Source organism: Streptomyces sp. CHD11, from assembly GCF_018638295.1.
Lineage (GTDB): Bacteria > Actinomycetota > Actinomycetes > Streptomycetales > Streptomycetaceae > Streptomyces.
Genome location: NZ_JABTTS010000043.1, coordinates 1 through 18,083 on the forward strand (window position 1 = coordinate 1; position 18,083 = coordinate 18,083).

Annotated in this window: 13 protein-coding genes, 1 tRNA gene and 1 riboswitch; of the genes, 7 read left to right on the forward strand and 7 right to left on the reverse strand. The window is 72.8% G+C overall.

What is annotated here, in order from left to right; translation table 11 throughout:
- The coding region (locus tag HTV45_RS31245) for a hypothetical protein (RefSeq protein ID WP_215207724.1) at positions 1-199 on the forward strand (199 nt) is incomplete at its 5' end.
- A 265-nt stretch (positions 200-464) separates the two neighbouring features.
- Here the strand turns inward: HTV45_RS31245 and HTV45_RS31250 are convergent.
- Entirely contained in the window at positions 465-1,013 is a 549-nt protein-coding gene (locus HTV45_RS31250; RefSeq protein WP_215209279.1) for a MarR family winged helix-turn-helix transcriptional regulator, read from the reverse strand.
- A 123-nt stretch (positions 1,014-1,136) separates the two neighbouring features.
- Here HTV45_RS31250 and HTV45_RS31255 point away from each other — a divergent pair, with 123 nt between their 5' ends.
- The gene (locus HTV45_RS31255; protein WP_215209312.1) at positions 1,137-2,411 is read left to right on the forward strand and encodes an MFS transporter; all 1,275 of its coding nucleotides are present in this window, start codon (positions 1,137-1,139) and stop codon (positions 2,409-2,411) included.
- Positions 2,412-2,447: 36 nt separating this feature from the next.
- Here the strand turns inward: HTV45_RS31255 and HTV45_RS31260 are convergent, their stop codons facing one another.
- Both HTV45_RS31260 and HTV45_RS31265 read right to left on the reverse strand, forming a co-directional pair.
- Complete coding sequence (locus HTV45_RS31260) at positions 2,448-4,196, reverse strand: SpoIIE family protein phosphatase (protein WP_308309797.1); 1,749 nt, start codon at positions 4,194-4,196, stop codon at positions 2,448-2,450.
- 172 nt (positions 4,197-4,368) lie between these two features.
- The gene (locus HTV45_RS31265; protein ID WP_215209280.1) at positions 4,369-5,748 is read right to left on the reverse strand and encodes an NAD(P)/FAD-dependent oxidoreductase; all 1,380 of its coding nucleotides are present in this window, start codon (positions 5,746-5,748) and stop codon (positions 4,369-4,371) included.
- Between the two features lie 377 nt (positions 5,749-6,125).
- Between HTV45_RS31265 and HTV45_RS31270 the strand changes: the two genes are divergently transcribed.
- Positions 6,126-6,875, forward strand: a complete 750-nt coding sequence (locus HTV45_RS31270) for a TetR/AcrR family transcriptional regulator (RefSeq protein WP_215209281.1) — start codon at positions 6,126-6,128, stop codon at positions 6,873-6,875.
- 286 nt (positions 6,876-7,161) lie between these two features.
- Here the strand turns inward: HTV45_RS31270 and HTV45_RS31275 are convergent, their stop codons facing one another.
- A complete protein-coding gene (locus HTV45_RS31275) occupies positions 7,162-9,276 on the reverse strand; it encodes an asparagine synthase-related protein (protein ID WP_215209282.1) in 2,115 nt (704 codons plus the stop codon).
- Positions 9,277-10,014: 738 nt separating this feature from the next.
- On the opposite strand from HTV45_RS31275, the gene HTV45_RS31280 reads away from it, so the two are divergent.
- From HTV45_RS31280 to HTV45_RS31295, 4 genes are all read left to right on the forward strand, one after another.
- The gene (locus HTV45_RS31280; RefSeq protein WP_215209283.1) at positions 10,015-11,439 is read left to right on the forward strand and encodes an MFS transporter; all 1,425 of its coding nucleotides are present in this window, start codon (positions 10,015-10,017) and stop codon (positions 11,437-11,439) included.
- A 79-nt stretch (positions 11,440-11,518) separates the two neighbouring features.
- A complete protein-coding gene (lhgO, locus tag HTV45_RS31285) occupies positions 11,519-12,775 on the forward strand; it encodes an L-2-hydroxyglutarate oxidase (RefSeq protein WP_215209313.1) in 1,257 nt (418 codons plus the stop codon).
- Positions 12,776-12,832: 57 nt separating this feature from the next.
- Complete coding sequence (gene trmB / locus HTV45_RS31290) at positions 12,833-13,681, forward strand: tRNA (guanosine(46)-N7)-methyltransferase TrmB (protein WP_215209284.1); 849 nt, start codon at positions 12,833-12,835, stop codon at positions 13,679-13,681.
- 18 nt (positions 13,682-13,699) lie between these two features.
- Complete coding sequence (locus HTV45_RS31295) at positions 13,700-15,097, forward strand: PrsW family intramembrane metalloprotease (protein WP_215209285.1); 1,398 nt, start codon at positions 13,700-13,702, stop codon at positions 15,095-15,097.
- Between the two features lie 150 nt (positions 15,098-15,247).
- Here the strand turns inward: HTV45_RS31295 and HTV45_RS31300 are convergent, their stop codons facing one another.
- The 3 genes from HTV45_RS31300 to HTV45_RS31310 all read right to left on the reverse strand — a co-directional run bounded on the left by HTV45_RS31300 (position 15,248) and on the right by HTV45_RS31310 (position 18,021).
- On the reverse strand, positions 15,248-16,267 hold the full coding sequence (locus tag HTV45_RS31300) for a M23 family metallopeptidase (protein ID WP_215209286.1): 1,020 nt from the start codon (positions 16,265-16,267) through the stop codon (positions 15,248-15,250).
- A gap of 12 nt (positions 16,268-16,279) precedes the next feature.
- A riboswitch (cyclic di-AMP (ydaO/yuaA leader) is annotated at positions 16,280-16,436 on the reverse strand.
- A 314-nt stretch (positions 16,437-16,750) separates the two neighbouring features.
- Positions 16,751-16,824, reverse strand: a tRNA-Met gene (locus tag HTV45_RS31305).
- A 63-nt stretch (positions 16,825-16,887) separates the two neighbouring features.
- A complete protein-coding gene (locus HTV45_RS31310) occupies positions 16,888-18,021 on the reverse strand; it encodes a dihydrofolate reductase family protein (RefSeq protein WP_215209287.1) in 1,134 nt (377 codons plus the stop codon).
- Between the last annotated feature and the right edge of the window lie 62 nt (positions 18,022-18,083).

The window sequence follows — 18,083 nt, forward strand, 5'->3', positions numbered from 1 at the left end:
CGCTGTGTTTTTCTTCAAAGGAACCTCGACCATCCGAAACCGGATGGACGGGGTATCAACATATCTGGCGTTGACTTTTGGCACGCTGTTGAGTTCTCAAGGAACGGACGCTTCCTTTGTACTCACCCTCTCGGGCTTTCCTCCGGGCTTCCCTTCGGTCTTGCGTTTCCGACTCTATCAGACCCTTTTCTCGGCCTGACCCCCAGTCAGCGGGGTTCGCCTTCCCGGCCGTTGGGCCGTTCCGACGTCTCAAACCTTAGCGGTTCTCTCCGTGTTCCCCAAATCGGGGGTGGAATGCGAATTCGGGCATGCCGAAATCTTTCCCACCGGGAGGTCGTGCTGAGGTTGTGAGTGCCGCGGTGCGCGGCGGAAGGTGATGCCTCCGAACCGTTACGGCTCCGTGGCAACCCGGAGAACACTACGGATCGGCAGAGTGACTGTCAACCGCCTCCGGGCAAGATCTTTCAGTCCAGGTCCGTGAGGCGTCCACCGGCGTCCGGCTGGGCCTCCTCCACCCGGCGCAGCAGGCGGGTGAGGACGTCACCGAGGGTCGTCCGCTCGTCCTGGTCGAGGTCCTGGAGGAGGTCGGCCTCGAAGACGGTCGCCATCCGCATGACCTCCTGCCACTTCTCCCGGCCCGCCGGCGTGAGCTCCACGATGACGCGGACCCTGTTGGTCTCGTCCCGGTCCCGGGTGACCAGACCCTCGGCGACCATGCGGTCGATCCGGTGGGTCATGGCGGCCGGGGTCAGACCCAGGCGCTTGGCCAGTTCACCGGGGCCCATACGGTACGGGGCGCCGGAGAGCACGAGTGCCTTGAGGACCTCCCAGTCGGCGTTGGTGATGCCGAGTTCGGCGGTCTGGCGGCCGTAGGCGACGTTCATGCGCCGGTTCAGACGGGACAGCGCGTTGACGATCTGCTCGACCTGGGGGTCGAGGTCCTGGAACTCGCGCTGGTAGGCGGCGATCTGCTCTTCGAGTGTCGGCTCGCCGAGGCCGGAGGTGTCGCCCATGCCCCGCAGTATGGCACGCCACTCTTTTGCCTTGAGGTCCTTCGCTATGTACTCTTTAGCTTCGAACTTTAGGTTCTAAGTCTTCAGATCTAACTAGTGAGTGAGGTGAACGTGACCAGGGCGATGGGCGCTGCGATGCGCCGGATCCATGTGGGCAACGCACTCAGCGCGTTCGGGCTGGGCTTCACGGTCCCGTATCTGTACGTCTATGTGGCGCAGGTGCGAGGGCTGGGCTCCATGACGGCGGGTCTCGTGCTCGCCGTCTTCGCCGTGGCGGCGCTGATCGTGCTGCCGTTCGCCGGACGGGCGATCGTCCGGCGGGGTCCGTTGCCGGTGCTGCTCGTCACCCTGGTCACGGCCGCGGTCGGCGCGCTGAGTCTGGGACTGTCGGGCGGTGCGGTGACCGTACTGCTGTCGGCGTCGGCGCTCGGCGCCGGGCAGGCCGTGATGCAGCCGGCCCTCGCCACGATGATCGTGGACTGCTCCACCGCACGGACCCGGTCGCGGGCGTTCGCCACGCAGTTCTTCCTGCAGAATCTCGGGCTCGGTGTCGGTGGTCTCATCGGCGGTCACCTGGTGGATCCGACGAAAGCCGGCTCCTTCACCCTCCTCTTCTCCATCGAGGCGGCGATGTTCCTGCTGCTGGTCGTGGTGATGGCGTCGGTGCGGATGCCGCACGCGCCGCGCGTCACGGGCGCGCCCGGTCAGTCGGCCGCGGCGGGCTGGAAGCAGCTGCTGGGCAACCGGGCCATGGTGCAGCTCTGTGTGCTGGGCTTCGTGCTGTTCTTCGCCTGCTACGGGCAGTTCGAGTCCGGGCTGAGCGCGTACGGCGTCGAGGCCGCCGGGATCTCCACCTCCGCGCTCGGGACGGCACTCGCGGCGAACACGCTGGTGATCGTGGTCGCGCAGTTCGCCGTGCTGCGGTTCGTGGAGCGGCGCAGGCGCTCCCGCGTGATCGCGTCCGTGGGTCTGATCTGGGCCGTGGCCTGGGCCGTCGCCGGATACGCGGGGCTGGGCAACGGCAGCCAGGCGATGGCGACCGCCGCGTTCATCTCGACGTACGCGCTGTTCGGGCTCGGGGAGGCGCTGCTGTCGCCGACGCTCGCGCCACTGGTCGCCGATCTCGCGCCGACCGGGATGGCCGGTCAGTACAACTCGGCGTTCGCCCTGGTGAAGCAGCTCGCGCTGGCCGTGGGTCCGGCGGTGGGCGGTCCGCTGGGGGCGTCGCTGCACGCGCCGTACATCGTGGTGTTCCTGCTGTTCTCGCTCGGCATCACGGTGCTCGCGGTGCGGCTGGGGCGGCAGCTCACCGACGTGCAGAACCACCCGTCGGCGGCGCGGAGCCGGGTGGTGGCGCAGGGCGTCGCGGAACCGGGGCAGGCCCCGGCGCACGCTTGAGCGGGGCGAGCGCGTCCCCGGCCCGGCCCCGCCCGGTCATGAGGGGGAGCCGCCGGTCTCCGACGGTTCGAGCGACGTCAGAGACGACGCGGTCGATGACGTCGACGTCGACGTCATCGACGACGTCGACGGTTTCGCGGGCTTCGACTCCTTCGGCAGGAGGAACTCGCACCAGACCGCCTTGCCGCCGCCCGGGGTGCGTCTGCTGCCCCAGGCGGAGGCGATCGTCGCGACGATGGCGATGCCCCGGCCGGACTCGTCGCCGGGCTCCGCGCGGCGGCGCAAGGGCAGGTGGTCGTCGCCGTCGGTGACCTCGATGATCAGCCGGCGGTCCGTGCGGCGCAGGCGCAGCCGCATGGGGGGTGTGCCGTGCTGGAGTGAGTTGGCGACCAGTTCGCTGGCTGCCAGGACACCCAGGTCGTGCAGTTCGACGGGGAAGCGCCAGCTGGTCAGCACGCCGGACGCGAAGGCTCGCGCGCGGGGGGCCGCCTCGACTCCGCCGAGCAGTTCGAGTGCGGCGTTGCGGAAGAGTTCGCTCTCCGCTCCCCTGCGGGCGGGATGCTGGAGGACCAGGACGGCGACGTCGTCGTCGTGGTCGGGGGTGACGCCGGCCGAGCGGACCAGGCGGTCGCAGACGACCTGAGGGCTGCCGGTGGCTCCGGCCAGGGCGCGCTCCAGGGTGGCGATGCCCTCGTCCAGGTCCTCGTTCCGCCGCTCCACCAGGCCGTCCGTGTAGAGGACGGCGGTGGAGCCGGGGCCGAGGGTGATGGAGCCGGAGGTGTGCATCCAGCCGCCGGTGCCGAGCGGCGGGCCGGTCGGTTCGTCGGCGCGCCGGACGGTGCCGTTCTCGTCGCGGACGAGGATGGGGAGGTGGCCGGCCGAGGCGTACACCAGGCGGCCCTCGTTGGGGTCGTGGATGGCGTAGACGCAGGTGGCGATCTGGTTGGCGTCGATCTCCATGGCGAGGCCGTCGAGGAGCTGGAGGACCTCGTGCGGCGGGAGGTCGAGCCGCGCATAGGCCCGTACGGCCGTACGGAGCTGTCCCATGACGGCGGCGGCGCGCACTCCCCTGCCCATCACATCGCCGATGACCAGGGCGGTACGGCCGCCGCCCAGTGTGATCACGTCGTACCAGTCGCCGCCGACGGCGGCTTCGGTGCCGCCGGGGTGGTAGGTGGCGGCGACGCGCAGGTCGTCGGGCTCCTCCAGCTCCTGCGGGAGGAGGGAGCGCTGGAGGGTGACGGCGGTCTCGCGCTGCCGGCGTTCGCTGGCGCGCAGGCGTTCGGCGGCTTCGGCGTGGTCGGTGACGTCGGTGGCGAAGATGAGCACCGCGCGGTCCTCGCCCTCGCTGACGGGGGTGCAGGTGAACGTGTAGCAGCGGCCGTCGGGGGCCTTCCGGGACTTCACCGTGCGCGGCTTGCCGCTGCGCTGGACCTGGTCGAGGAGGGGGAGCAGACCGAGCGCGTCGAGTTCGGGAAGCGCTCCGCGCGCGGGAGCGCCGACCGGACGGGCACCGAAGGCCGCCGTGTAGGCGTCGTTGACATAGGCGATGCGGTGTTCGGGACCGTGGACCAGGGCGACGAGGGAGGGGACGCGGTCCAGCACCTCGCGCACCCCGAGATCATCGACGGCCGGGAGGGGCCGGGGGTCGTCGGGGAGTCGTCCGCCGCGGGCCGCGGGCACGGAGCCCTCTCCCCGCCGGTCCGGGGAGACCGCCTGCTCGGTCCGCGCTGCCGCGCGGCGCTGCGTTCCGGGGAGCCGGGCGCTCCAGCGCGTGAAGTTCACGAATCCTTGCCTCGTGTAGTTGTCGGCGGCCGGAAACCGGGACCGGCCGGGGCCCCGGGGGCCGCACCGGGGTGGGCGGGACCCGCCCGCGGTGGTGGACCAGTCTGGCAGGGTGCAGACCGGGCCGACATCCGTCAGACGCCGGGCCTGCCGCAGGAGTTCCTGGGTCCGGTCAGGACGACCCCTTCGGGTCGTCCGGGGGGTCGTGGAGGGGTTCTCCACCGGCCGCCAGTTCGAACTCCGCCCGGGGGTGTTCGAGTGACCCCAGGGACACGATCTCCCGTTTGAAGAGCCCCGCGAGTGTCCACTCCGCGGCCACCCGCGCCTTGCGGTTGAAGGTCGGGACCCGGCTGAGGTGATAGGTGCGGTGCATGAACCAAGCGGGGAAGCCCTTGAGCTTGCGCCCGTACACCTGCGCGACTCCCTTGTGCAGCCCCAGGGAGGCGACGGAACCGGCGTGCCGGTGGGCGTACGCCTCCAACGGCTCGCCCCGCAGGGAACGGACGAGGTTGTCCGCGAGGACCCGCGCCTGGCGCACCGCGTGCTGTGCGTTGGGCGCGCACTCCCGGCCGGTCTCCCGAGCGGTGACGTCGGGGACGGCGGCGGCGTCGCCGGCGGCCCACACGTGTGCGGCACCGTCGACGGCCAGTTCCGCGGTGCACTTCAGCCGCCCCCTCCCGTTCAGCGGCAGATCGGTGGCGGCGAGTACGGGATGCGGCTTGACCCCCGCGGTCCAGACGACCGTGCGCGTGGGGAAGCGCGAGCCGTCGCTGAGCACGGCCACCCGGTCCGCGCAGGACTCCAGCCGGGTTTCCAGGCGTACGTCGATGTTGCGCCGGCGCAGTTCGGTGACCGTGTACCGGCCCATCTCCTCGCCGACCTCGGGGAGGATCCGGCCGGATGCCTCGACGAGGATCCACCTCATGTCCTCGGGCCGGAGGTTGTGGTAGTACCGCGCGGCGTAGCGGGCCATGTCCTCCAGCTCGCCGAGCGCCTCGACGCCCGCGTAGCCGCCGCCGACGAAGACGAAGGTGAGGGCCGCGTCGCGGATCTCGGGGTCACGGGTCGACGACGCGATGTCCATCTGTTCGAGCACGTGGTTGCGCAGGCCGATGGCCTCCTCCACGGTCTTGAAGCCGATGGCGTGCTCGGCGAGACCGGGGATCGGCAGTGTGCGCGACACGGAACCCGGCGCGAGCACCAGTTCGTCGTAGGCGATCCGCCGTCCTCCGGTGCCCTCCTCGTCGGTGGCGGGGGTCCTGACGGTGGCGGTGCGTTTCGCGTGGTCGATACCGGTCGCCTCGCCGATGATGACGCGGCACCGGCCGAGGACACGACGCAGCGGTACGACGACATGGCGAGGAGAAATGGCACCGGCGGCCGCTTCGGGCAGGAAGGGCTGGTACGTCATGTACGGGTCCGGGGTGACCACCGTGATCTCCGCCTCGCCCCGCCCGAGTTCCCGTTTCAGCTTCCGCTGGAGACGCAGAGCCGTGTACATCCCGACGTAGCCACCGCCGACAACGAGAATGCGCGCGCGTTCCTTCACCATCCCATGACGCACCCGCCGCGTCCGTTTGTCCACAGCCTCGACGGATTGTGTGACCGGACGGTTCCGTCACCCGTGGTTGGCCGATTCACCGGCGCCGACCGCATAGTCGCAGGTCAGCACGGGTGTCTTCATGTCCGTCCAAGGTCACATTCAGGATGTATACGACCCGTGCTCCGATCGGGGGGCGCTCCGTGCGGAACTCGCCTCTTCTGAATTGACCCCCGCTCAACTATGTTCGTGTGTCGACGGGGTGTAGGGGGATGTGTTCATCGGGTCCGCGACGGGCGGCACCGGCGGGCCGGCCTCTTCCACACGCCCCGGCCATCAATGGCGGGGAGAAGTCTCCGGGGGGAGACGTCATTACCGGGGGAACACATATGCATGTTCAGGACTCTCACTGGTCTTCCGCTCTCACGGCCGGCGGCGCGCTGAGCGCGCCCGCGGGCGGCGCACGCGGTGACGGTTCGCGCACGTCACCACTGCGCGTGGACGCGCAGCGCAATCTGGAGCACGTGCTGCGCGCCGCACGTGAGGTCTTCGGCGAACTGGGTTACGGCGCGCCGATGGAGGACGTGGCACGCCGGGCACGGGTCGGCGTGGGCACGGTGTACCGGCGCTTCCCCAGCAAGGACGTCCTGGTGCGGCGGATAGCCGCGGAGGAGACGTCCCGGCTGACCGAGCAGGCGCGTACGGCGCTCGGCCAGGAGGACGAGCCGTGGTCGGCGCTGTCCCGCTTCCTGCGCACGTCCGTCGCCTCCGGCGCGGGGCGGCTGCTGCCGCCGCATGTGCTGCGGGTCGGTGTGGCGGAGGAACGCGGTCTGCCGGACCACGCGCGGCTGCCGCAGCAGCGGACGCAGGCGGCGGGGGAGCTGCGGCTGGTGCCGGAGGCACCGCCGGTGGGAGGGGCGGCGGACGACGCGGGAGCCTCGGAGCTGCTCGATGTCGTGGGGCAGCTGGTGGAGCGGGCGCGGACGGCCGGCGAGTTGCGGCCGGACGTGTCGGTGTCGGACGTGCTGCTGGTGATCGCCACGGCGGCGCCGGCCCTGCCGGACGCCGCGCAGCAGGCGGCGGCGTCGGCGCGGCTGCTGGACATCCTGCTCGAAGGGCTGCGGTCCCGGCCGGCATGACCTGCCTCGCGCCGGGGCGGTCGCGCCGGGGCGGCTGACGGCCACCGGGAAGGTGTCACCGCCGGTGCGTCGGGTGTGCCCCGGCCTCCCGTCCGGGGACTGGCGGCGATCCCGGTCGCGGCGACCGCCATGGCCTTACCGTTGCCGACTCCGCGGGCAGTCGTGCCGCAGGGTGACGGGCCCGCCCTTCGAGCGAGCCGAGAGCGGGGAAGGGCGGGCGCGACGGCACCCCGCTGGTGCCGGGTTGCGCCCGGCCCGCGGCCTGCGGGGAGTTCGCCGGTGGGGGTCAGCGGGTGCCGGGGGCGCCGGCGCCGAGGGCGCCGCGCTGCGGGGCGATCCCGCCCGGGACCGCTCGCTGGCGGGCCGGGGTTCCGGTCCAGCAGGTTCCCCGGCGGGCCAGCAGGCGGCGTAGCCACACCTCCAGGGCGACGAGGTCCGCGAGACCGTCCAGCGGCAGCGGCTCGCCCTCCGCCGCGCCCCGCAGCGCCTTGCGGACCACCCGTGCCTCGACCAGTCCGGCCTCCGCCAGCAGCGGCGTGTCGAACAGCGACATCAGCGTGCCCGCCGCCACCCGCAGCCCTGTCCGCGCCGCGGCGGCCGGGGTGGCCGCGCCCGGCGCCCCCCACCCCGCCGGCAGTTCCCGTACCCCCGCCCCTTCCAGCACCGACCGCAGGATGGACGCCCGGGCCCCGGGCTGCACCCGCAGCGCCTCCGGCAGGGCCCGGCACGCCCGCACCACCTGGTTGTCGAGGAACGGCGCGTGCAGCCGCTGCGAGCGGATCTCGGCCGCCTGCTCCAGCACCCGCAGATCCGCCGCGTGGCGGGCCAGCGCCGCGCGGGCCCGGAAGTCCCCGGGCCGCTGCCCCGGCCCAACGTCCGACCGCCGCGTCGAGGCCTGAAGGCGAACCGATACTTCAGCCAGCGCCTCCCCGGTCAGCCAGCGCGCCGCCGGTCCGGGTCTGCCCCAGGTCAGCGCGGCCAGCGAGGCGTCCGCCGCCCCCGGCCCGTCATCGTCGAGCCGCCGGTGCAGCAGCCGCTCCGCGAGGCTCTCCAATCCGGCCCGGTACGGCGTGCGGGCGAGTCGCCGGGCCGCCGCGTACACGCGGCCGGGCACCATCACGGACCCGTCCGCCTTCGCCAGCGCGGCGACCGGCCGCACCAGGTGCCGCCGCTTACGGTCCATCAGCAGATCGGCCAGCCGCGCCGGATGGGCGTCCAGCACCTGCTTGGCCCCGTACCCCGTGAAGTGGTCCGCGCTCCCGGCGGCCAGTCGCGCCCGGTGCCGGGCCGCGGTCACCAGCGAGGGCCCGGGCTCGTCCGTCAGCGGCCCGTCCAGCTCGGCGTAGGGCAGTGTCGACTCCCCGCCGGCCACCACCACATGGTGCAGCCGCGGGTTGGCGGCCAGCGCCCCCGCCCGTTCCAGCTCGTCCTCGTCCCGCGCTCCGCCGCCGGCCAGGTCGTTGAAGGTGACGGCCAGCAGCCGCTCACCGGCGCCCGTGCCGTGCCCCAGTACGGTCCCCGGCATCCCGGGCAGTCCCGCCGCCAGCAGCGCCAGCGCCCCGGACGCCGGCCCTCCGGACAGATCCGCCCCGATCCCCGGCACCGGAGTCCCGCGGGCGGCCCGCCGCTCGGCGGGCCCCATCCCCGGCACCGGCCCGGGGTCGATGTCGGCGCCCGGAACGTGCCGGGGCGCGGCGAGCCGGGTTCGTACGGCCTCGACCAGAGCGTCGCGTACCGCGTCCACCGCGCGGTCGGGATCGGCCGGCGGTGCCGCGACGACGAGCGAGGCGACGGGTTCGTACCCGGCGATCTCGCGCGCCCCCGCGCGGAGGATCAGCGCGTGCCCCGGGGGGACGCGCTTCACGCCGTCGTACGGCGTGGAGTCGTGCAGCGCGGCCGGCACGTCGGGTGCGGCGAGCAGCGCGGCGAGGTGCCCGAAGTCGAGGTTGGCCTCGACGAGGTCGGCGAGCGGCAGGGCTGCGGTCGCGTAGGCGGTACCGCCCGCCCAGGGGGTGTGGAAGACGGGCCGGGCACCGGCGAGATCGCCGCACACCGTGATCCGGCGCCCCACCTGCACCACGGCCGTGTAGCTGCCCGCCCACGCGGTGAGATGCCGCAGCGCCCCGCCCCGTGCGGCGAAGAGCGCGACGCGCAGTTGTTCGTCGGAGGCGCCGCAGGTGCCGAGGACGGCGATCCGGGTCTGTTCGTCGGCCGTGACCACCCGGATCTCGTCGGGGCGCCAGTCGCCGACCGCCCACAGCGGGTCGGGATCGCCCCACAGCGGATGGGACCCCACGGGTTGCACGGTCTCGCCGTCTGCTCCGGTGGCGCCCACCGAGCCGCCGGGGCCGAAGCCCATGGCTCTCGCGGCGGTGCTGCTCCATCCCACCAACCACCGCATCGAAGCCTCCACAGGCTGTGGACAACCAGTGCTCTGCATGAACCGGTTCCCCATGCTGCCATGAAGGAGGCGCTCAGGAAGCGCGCCGGAGCCGTCTGTGCTCCGTCGAGTGCGCCCCGGCGGATACACCCACCCCGCTGCACCGCGGATCCACCGCGGTCCGAACAGGTATCCGCCGCCCTCTCATCACTCCACCGACGCCACGCCACATGTCACGCCACTGCGACGCGAATGCGCCCCCACAGCGCGCCCCCAAGACCCCCAACGCGCCGTCAACTACCTGGGTAAGAAGGCGGATACACCCGAAAGAGCGGGGTCGATTTTCGGCCGAATCGAAGCGGTGAGGGCAACCTCGAACACGCTCCGTGCAGGCACTGCGCACCACCGGACGGCCGCGCAGTCCGGGAGACGGAGCACGCCTCCCGGACCGGTCCGCCGCCCGCGGGGATGTAGGCGGCGGTATCCCCCAGCCCACTGGATCCAGTACAGCGGGCCGACCCACGCATCACCCATGGAACCGCTCCCGCGATGGCCGGAGTAGAGCGCACACACGGGCGCACGGCCACACAACGGGGGCACGCCGCGACTGCGCGTATCGGACCCGCACTTCAGTACGGACCACAATCCCGCCATCCGGAAGAATGCCCCTTAACGCTTGGGATGCGGCGAACTACGCTGGGTTTACGAATGCCGCATGGTTATGCCAGAGCGGCAGCCGTCTGTGTCGAGGGGTGGCGCATGTCCAGGGAGCAACGCGGGCCGAACGAAAAACTCGGCGCCGTTCTCGCCCTCGCGGGAATCTCCAACGCAGGCCTCGCGCGGCGCGTCAACGATCTCGGCGCACAGCGAGGACTGACACTGCGCTACGACAAGACGTCGGTGGCGCGCTGGGTGTCGAAGGGAATGGTGCCGCAGGGTGCGGCGCCGCATCTCATCGCCGCCGCCATCGGCCAGAAGCTGGGCCGCCCCGTGCCGCTGCACGAGATCGGCCTGGCGGACGCGGACCCCGCGCCCGAGGTCGGCCTCGCCTTCCCGCGCGACGTCGGACAGGCGGTGCGCTCCGCGACGGACCTGTACCGGCTGGATCTCGCCGGCCGCAGAGCCGGCTCCGGCGGTATCTGGCAGTCCCTCGCCGGGTCGTTCGCGGTGAGCGCGTACGCGACGCCCGCCTCACGGTGGCTGATAACCCCGGCCGACAGCTCGGTGGCGCGGGAGGCGAACCCCGCCGACGGCTCCGGCGCACCGCTCAAAGTCGGCCACAGCGATGTGCAGAAACTGCGGGAGGCCGCCGAGGACGCCCGGCGCTGGGACTCCAAGTACGGCGGCGGCGACTGGCGTTCGTCGATGGTCCCCGAGTGCCTCCGGGTCGAGGCGGCCCCGCTGCTGCTCGGCTCCTACGCCGACGACGTGGGCCGCTCGCTGTTCGGCGCCGCGGCGGAACTGACCCGCCTGGCCGGCTGGATGGCCTTCGACACCGGCCAGCAGGAGGCGGCCCAGCGCTACTACATCCAGGCCCTGCGGCTGGCCCGCGCGGCGGCCGACGTCCCCCTGGGCGGTTACGTCCTCGCCTCGATGTCCCTCCAGGCGACCTACCGCGGCTTCGGCGACGAGGGCGTGGACCTCGCCCAGGCCGCGCTGGAGCGCAACCGCGGACTGGCCACCGCCCGCACCCTGAGCTTCTTCCGGCTGGTGGAGGCCCGCGCGCACGCACGCGCCGGGGACGCCCACGCGGCCGGCGCCGCGCTGAAGTCGGCGGAGAGCTGGCTGGAACGCTCCCGCCCCGGCGACAGCGACCCCATCTGGCTCGGCTTCTACTCCTACGACCGTTTCGCCGCCGACGCCGCGGAGTGCTACCGCGACCTGAAGGCGCCGCGCCAGGTCCGCCGCTTCACCGAGCAGGCGCTGTCCCGGCCGACGGAGGAGTTCGTGCGCTCGCACGGGCTGCGCCTGGTCGTCTCGGCGGTCGCCGAACTGGAGTCGGGCAACCTGGACGCGGCCTGCGCCCAGGGCGTGCGCGCGGTGGAGGTGGCGGGCCGCATCTCGTCCGCGCGCACCACCGAGTACGTCAAGGACCTCCTGCACCGCCTGGAGCCCTACGGTGACGAACCCCGCGTGGTGGAACTGCGCGAGCGCGCCCGCCCCCTGCTGATGACGACGGCGTGACGACGGTCCGGCCACGGCCCGGCCGCGCCCCGGGACCGCCGGGCGCGAAGCCGTTGTCAGTGGCACGGTGCACTATCGGATGCGGGAGGTGGCGCGGGTGACGCGGGCGGTGCGGGACACGGGCGTGGCGCGGTCGTACGACTGTGACGTGCTGGTGGTCGGCGGCGGCATCGTCGGGATGTCGACGGCGTACGCGATCGGCCGCGCGGCGCCGGGCACCCGGGTGACGGTGCTGGAGAAGGAGCCCGGTCCGGCCCTGCACCAGACGGGCCGCAACAGCGGAGTCATCCACAGCGGTGTCTACTACCGCCCCGGCTCGCTGAAGGCGCGGTACGCGGTGCGGGGCGCCGCGGAGATGGTCAAGTTCTGCGCGGAGTACGACATCCCGCACGCGGTGACGGGCAAGCTGATCGTCGCCACGGCCCGCGAGGAGCTGCCGCGGCTGCACGCCCTGGCCCAGCGCGGCCGGGAGAACGGCATCACGGTCCGCGAGCTGTCCGGCGCGCAGATCGCGGAGCACGAGCCGGAGGTGGAGGGCCTGGCGGCCATCCACGTCGGCACCACCGGCATCTGCGACTTCACGGCGGTCGCCCGGCGGCTCGCGGAGGCGTCCGGCGCGGAGATCCGCTACGGGGCGCGGGTGGTGCGCGTGGACCGCCGACCCGAGCGGGGAGTCGCCGTCCTGACGGCCGGCGGCGACGTGGTCCGCGGCCGGGTGCTGGTGAACTGCGCGGGGCTGCACTGCGACGAGCTCGCCCGCCTGACCGGTGACGACCCGGGCGCCCGGATCGTGCCCTTCCGCGGCGAGTACTACGAGCTGGCCCGCCCGGAGCTGGTGCGCGCACTGGTGTACCCGGTGCCCGACCCCGCGTTCCCCTTCCTCGGCGTCCACCTCACCCGGGGCATCGGCGGCGGCGTCCATGTGGGCCCGAACGCGGTTCCGGCCCTGGCCCGCGAGGGCTACGGCCGGCGCACGGTGCGCCCGCGTGAGCTGGCGGCGACCCTGGCCTGGCCGGGCTCCTGGCAGCTGGCCCGCCGCCACTGGCGGTACGGCGCCGGCGAACTGCACCGCTCGCTGTCCAGGGCGGCCTTCGCCCGGGCCGTGCGGCGGCTGCTGCCCGCCGTGCGGGAGGACGACCTGGTGCCGGCCCCGGCCGGGGTGCGAGCCCAGGCGGTGCTGCGGGACGGCACCCTCGCCGACGACTTCCTCCTCCAGGAGACCCCGCGCGCGGTGCATGTGCTGAACGCACCGTCGCCCGCGGCCACCGCGTCCCTGCCGATCGGACGGGAGATCGCGCGCCGGACGATGGCGCAGCTCACGGCCGCGGGGAGGTGAGGCCACGCCCACCGCCCGCCGCGCCCCCGTAAAATCGAGAGCACTGTGTCCGACTCCGTGAGCACCCCCGAAACACCGCACCCCGCCCAGACGCCCGGTGTGCCGGTCAGCCGTACCCGGGCCAAGGGGGAACCGCGCTTCCCGGACGGGCCGAAGGCCGATCCCGCGGGGTCGCACTTCGAGCGGCGCATCCGCAGCTTCCAGCCCCGCCGCAGCCGCGTCACCGCGGGTCAGGCGGACGCGCTGCAGCGGCTGTGGCCGAGCTGGGGTTTCGACATCGACGGGAGCCGGCGGCTGGACCTCGCCGCGTTCTTCGGCAACGACCACCCGGTCGTGCTGGAGATCGGCTTCGGCATGGGTGAGGCCACCGCGGCGATGGCCGCCGCCGACCCGGCCACCAACATCCTCGCGGTCGACGTCCACACCCCCGGCCAGGGCAATCTGCTCAACCTCGCCGAGCAGCGCGGACTGACCAACATCCGGGTCGGCAACGGCGACGCGATCATCCTCCTGCGGGAGATGCTCACGCCCGACGACCTCGGCGGGCTGCGCGTCTACTTCCCCGACCCCTGGCCCAAGAAGCGGCACCACAAGCGCCGGCTGATCCAGCCGGAGTTCCTCACCCTCGCCGCGGCCCGGCTGCGGCCGGGGGCGGTCGTGCACTGCGCCACCGACTGGGAGCCGTACGCGGAGCAGATGCTCGAGGTGCTCACCGCGCATCCCGCCTTCGAGAACACCCGGGCGGAGGGCGGTTTCGCGCCGCGTCCCGGGTTCCGTCCGCTCACCCGTTTCGAGGGACAGGGACTGGACAAGGGTCATGTGGTGAACGACCTGCTCTTCCGCCGCGTACCGCTCGAGGAGCGGGACGGGCACCGAGCCCGAGACCGCACGCAGCCCTGCCCCTGAATCGTGAGGGTCGATCCCGTGGCCAGCAGCCCTCCGTACCCGGCGCACCCCGGTGAAGCTCCCGGCGACACGCGGCGGCACGCGCACTGGTGGCAGCGGCGGTGGGTGCGCTACGGCGCGCTGATCACCCTGCTCACGCTGTCCGGTCTGGTGATCCTCGCCCTGGTCCGGGAGCAGACCGGCACCGAGGGGTTCCTGGTCGGGCTCGGTCTCGCCGTGCTCCCGGTGCCGCTGCTGCTGGCCGCCTTCCGCTGGCTGGACCGGGTCGAGCCGGGGCCCTGGCGGAACCTGCTGTTCGCGTTCGCCTGGGGGGCGTGCGCGGCGGCGCTGATAGCGATCATCGCCAACAGCTTCGCCACCCGCTGGATAGCGACGGCGACGGCCGACCCGGCCGGCGCCGACACCCTGGGGGCGACCGTCATCGCGCCGGTCGTGGAGGAGTCCGCGAAGGCGGCGGCCGTCCTCCTGGTCTTCCTCTTCCGCAGACGCGACTTCGGCGGGATCATCGACGGCGTGGTGATAGCCGGGGTCACCGCCACCGGCTTCGCGTTCACCGAGAACATCCTCTACCTCGGCACCGCCTTCGGCACCGACCAGCTCACCGGCGGCAGCGGGGTGGCCTCGGTCACCGCGGCGACCTTCTTCGTCCGCATCGTGCTGTCGCCGTTCGCGCATCCCCTGTTCACCGTGCTCACCGGGATCGGCTTCGGGATCGCCGCGCTGTCCACGGACCGGCAGCGGCTGAGGCGGGTGCTGCTGCCGCTGTGCGGGCTGCTCCTCTCGATGGGCATGCACGCGCTGTGGAACGGTTCGGCCTCGCTCGGCACCTACGGCTTCTTCGCGGTGTACGCGGCGTTCATGGTCCCGGCGTTCGGCCTGCTGACCTGGCTGGTGGTGTGGACGCGGCAGCGGGAACTGCGCACCGTGCGAGCGGAGCTGCCCGCGTACGCGGTGGCCGGCTGGCTCACCCCGGCGGAGCCCTTCGCGCTCGGCTCGATGCGGGCGCGGCGCCTGGCCCGGCAGTACGCGCGCCGGTACGGCGGCAGGCCCGCGGCGCGCGCGGTCGCGCAGTACGAGGCGTACGCGACCTCACTGGCCTTCCTGCGTCACCGGGGCAGGCGGGGGAAGGCCGGGACGGATTTCCTGACCCGGGAGCGGGAACTGCTGCTGGAGCTGTGGCACCGGCGCGGTGCGGCCCGTCCGGCACTGGACCACGCGGCCCGCGTCACCGCGCCCCCCGTCCCGGCCGCCGCGGCACCGTGGCCGGTACACGGGGCGTACGGGCATCCCCCGTACGGGCACCCCCCGTACCGGCACCCCTCGCACGGACAGCCCCCGTACGGGCACCCCTCGCACGGACAGCCCCCGTACGGGCACCCCTATCCGGCGTACTCCCCGACCGCCCACCGCTCCTGACCGGTCCCGCCGTGGACTGCGGCTCGTCGCCCGCGGTACCGCCGCGCACGCGGGCACGCGACCGCCCCGGAAAACACCTGACCGGCAGCCCTGACGTCGGGGGGTCGTCGTCGGACTGCCGGGATCGGGAAGGACTGGAGGGAAGGGGGTTCAGGGATTGAGGCCCTTGCTCTGCAGCCACGCCATCGGGTCGATGCCCGAGGAGGAGCCGCCGGTGTGGACCTCGAGGTGGAGGTGGGCCCCGGTGGAGTTGCCGGTGGAGCCGACGCGGCCGATGACCTCGCCGGTGGTGACCTTCTGACCCACGCTGACGCTGATGGAGGACTGGTGGGCGTACCAGATCTCGGTGCCGTCGTCGAGGGTGAGCACGGTCTTGTAGCCGTAGGAGCCGTCCCAGCCGGCGGAGGTGATCGTGCCGGTGTGGACCGCCTTGATCAGGGTGCCGGTGGGGGCGGCGAAGTCGAGGCCGGTGTGCTGGCCGGAGGACCAGTAGGCGCCGGACTGACCGAAGGTCGAGGAGATGGTGTACGAGGAGGTCGGCAGCGTGTACTGCGTGGCCAGCTTGGCGAGGCGCTCGGCCTCGGCCTTCTCAGCGGCCTCCTTCTCGGCCTTCTGCTTGGCGGCCTCGGCCTTGGCCTTGGCCTCCTTCTCCGCCTTGGCGGCGGCCTCGGCGGCCTGCTTCTCGGCGGCGGCGACGGCCTCGGCGGCTGCCTTGGTCTCGGCCTGGATCTGCTGCTGCTCGACCTGGGCCATGATCCGCGTGCGCAGCGCCTCGCCGGCGCCGCTGGATCCCTGCTCCGCCTCGGTCTCGGCCACGCCGAGGGTGCTGAGGGGGGTGGCCGAACCCTCGGGCGTTTCCTCGTCGGAGATGAGGGAACCCACATGGGGAAGGTCGGGCATGGAGATCGAGACCGGCGGCTTGCCGGTCTGGGCGGTGGCCATACCGCCGGCGCCGACCGCGGCTATGACACCGACACCGAGGACGGTGGAGCTACGGGCGAGTCCTCCCCCGCGCTGCTTGGAGACGCGGTGCCGGCCACGGACCGGGCGAAGGGACTCCGCGGTGGGGTTCCACTCCTCGAAGGGCCCGTCGTCGGCGCGGGCTTCGCCATAGGCGAAGGTGTCGCTCGGCTTGAACGGGGCCTCGGGAGCAGGCGGGTTGGACGCCACGTGGGCGTGCTCCTTTCCTTCCTTCTTCGCCTACCGGGTTAGCTGACGGGTTCGGAGCAGGAAGGTCTCCTACGCGCGACTGCACCCCGTGTCTCCACGGCGGCATTCGCGCGATTCACCCCAATTGGTGGTTCCCCGGTTCCCTTGCGGGATTCGGCGCGTGCGCACGGAGCCGACTTCTGTGACGGCTGGGACGACCGCGCTGCGTTATCGAACGTTAATAGACGCAGGGCTCGGATTCCAAGCTGTTCCTCTTGATCATTAACAAACCCCGCAGGGACTTACCCGCCATGAGCGGCTGAAAACGGGCGAGTTGCCCCCGCCTCAGGCGCCGGAGGGGCCCTGACGGAGCGTCAGTTGTAACGCGCTGCGGGATGGCTTGCTCACAGCGAGTGAGGCAGAAGCCCTGGGGGCGGGAAGTAACCATGCAGCGGAAAACACCGAGGGCCGGAATCCTTTCGGATTCCGGCCCTCGGCCTTCAGTAGCGGGGACAGGATTTGAACCTGCGACCTCTGGGTTATGAGCCCAGCGAGCTACCGAGCTGCTCCACCCCGCGTCGTTGACACCAGTGTACGCCATCCGCGGGGCCCGGCGCACACCGATGACGGCGGCCCCGGATTCAGCCGCTGATCAGGTGTCCGTTCGGCGCCTTGGCGCGCTCCTCGTGCTCGGGCAGGAGGACGACGGCGGCGCCCGCACCGGCCAGTACGCCACTGCCGTCGGCCCCCGGTACGAACGTGTCCGGCTCCCGCCAGGCCGTGACCACCCGCCGTACCCCGGTGTCCAGGATCAGCCGGGCGCAGGGCGCCGGCCGGGACGCGCGCCGGGCACACGGTTCCAGGCTGGAGTAGACGGTGGCGGTGGCCAGGCGGGGATCGGTGGGACCGACCTTGGCGAGCGCGGCCTCCTCCGCGTGCACCACCGGGTCCGCGCCCTCCCGGGAGTACCCGCGCGCCAGCTCCGTACCGTCGGCCGCCACCACCACCGCGCCCACGCTGAAAGCCGTGGTCGAGGGCGGGCACCGGGTGGCCAGTTCGCAGGCGAGGGCCAGCCAGTGGTGGTCGGCGGCGGCGGGGAGCGTCCCGGTTCCCGGCGCGGTGGGCTCGTAGCGCGTCAGCACGACGTCACCGACCTGGCGGGTCTCCGCCAACCGCAGCCGGCCGCCCTGGTAGGACCCGGGGCCGAAGAGGCGGGGGGCGTCCGGGTCGCCGACGAACAGCGGGGCGAGGACCAGCTGCAGCTCGTCGGCGAGACCCTGGGTGAGCAGCTGGGTGTGGACCTGTCCGCCGCCCTCGACCATCAGCCGCCGCACCCCGCGCACGGTGTGCAGGTGCTCCAGCAGCGGCCGCCAGCCCAGTTCGGGGCCGAGCGGGACGACGTCGGCGGCGAGACCGAGGGCGCGGGCCCGGCCGGCGCCCCGGTCGGTGGTGTAGAGGACCTTCTCACCGCCGGTGTGCCAGAACCGGGCGGCCGGGTCGAGGTCCCCGGAGCCGCTGACGGTGACCTTGAGCGGGTACTCCGGCCTGCCCGCCCCGACCCGGGCGGCACGCCGCTCGGGCGAGTTGACCAGCAGCCGGGGGTTGTCGGCGCGGATCGTGCCGGCGCCGACCAGGATGGCGTCCACGCCCGCCCGTACCTCGTCGACCCGGTCGAAGTCGGCCGGACCGGACAGCAGCAGCCGCTCGGGGCCGGTGTCGTCCAGGTAGCCGTCGAGGGAGACGGCGGCGGACAGCAGGACGTACGGATGAGGCATCGGCGTGCTCCGGGTGAGGGGCGGCGGCCCGGGGCCAGTCTGACAACCCGGCCGGGCGCGGG

Coding starts and splice junctions, on each gene's coding strand:
- HTV45_RS31255 (WP_215209312.1), top strand. CDS start 1,137: ATGGGCGCTGCGATGCGCCGGATCCATGTGGGCAACGCACTCAGCGCG.
- HTV45_RS31265 (WP_215209280.1), bottom strand. CDS start 5,748: ATGGTGAAGGAACGCGCGCGCATTCTCGTTGTCGGCGGTGGCTACGTC.
- lhgO (WP_215209313.1), top strand. CDS start 11,519: ATGCGGGAGGTGGCGCGGGTGACGCGGGCGGTGCGGGACACGGGCGTG.
- HTV45_RS31250 (WP_215209279.1), bottom strand. CDS start 1,013: ATGGGCGACACCTCCGGCCTCGGCGAGCCGACACTCGAAGAGCAGATC.
- HTV45_RS31275 (WP_215209282.1), bottom strand. CDS start 9,276: ATGCGGTGGTTGGTGGGATGGAGCAGCACCGCCGCGAGAGCCATGGGC.
- HTV45_RS31310 (WP_215209287.1), bottom strand. CDS start 18,021: ATGCCTCATCCGTACGTCCTGCTGTCCGCCGCCGTCTCCCTCGACGGC.
- HTV45_RS31270 (WP_215209281.1), top strand. CDS start 6,126: ATGCATGTTCAGGACTCTCACTGGTCTTCCGCTCTCACGGCCGGCGGC.
- HTV45_RS31280 (WP_215209283.1), top strand. CDS start 10,015: ATGTCCAGGGAGCAACGCGGGCCGAACGAAAAACTCGGCGCCGTTCTC.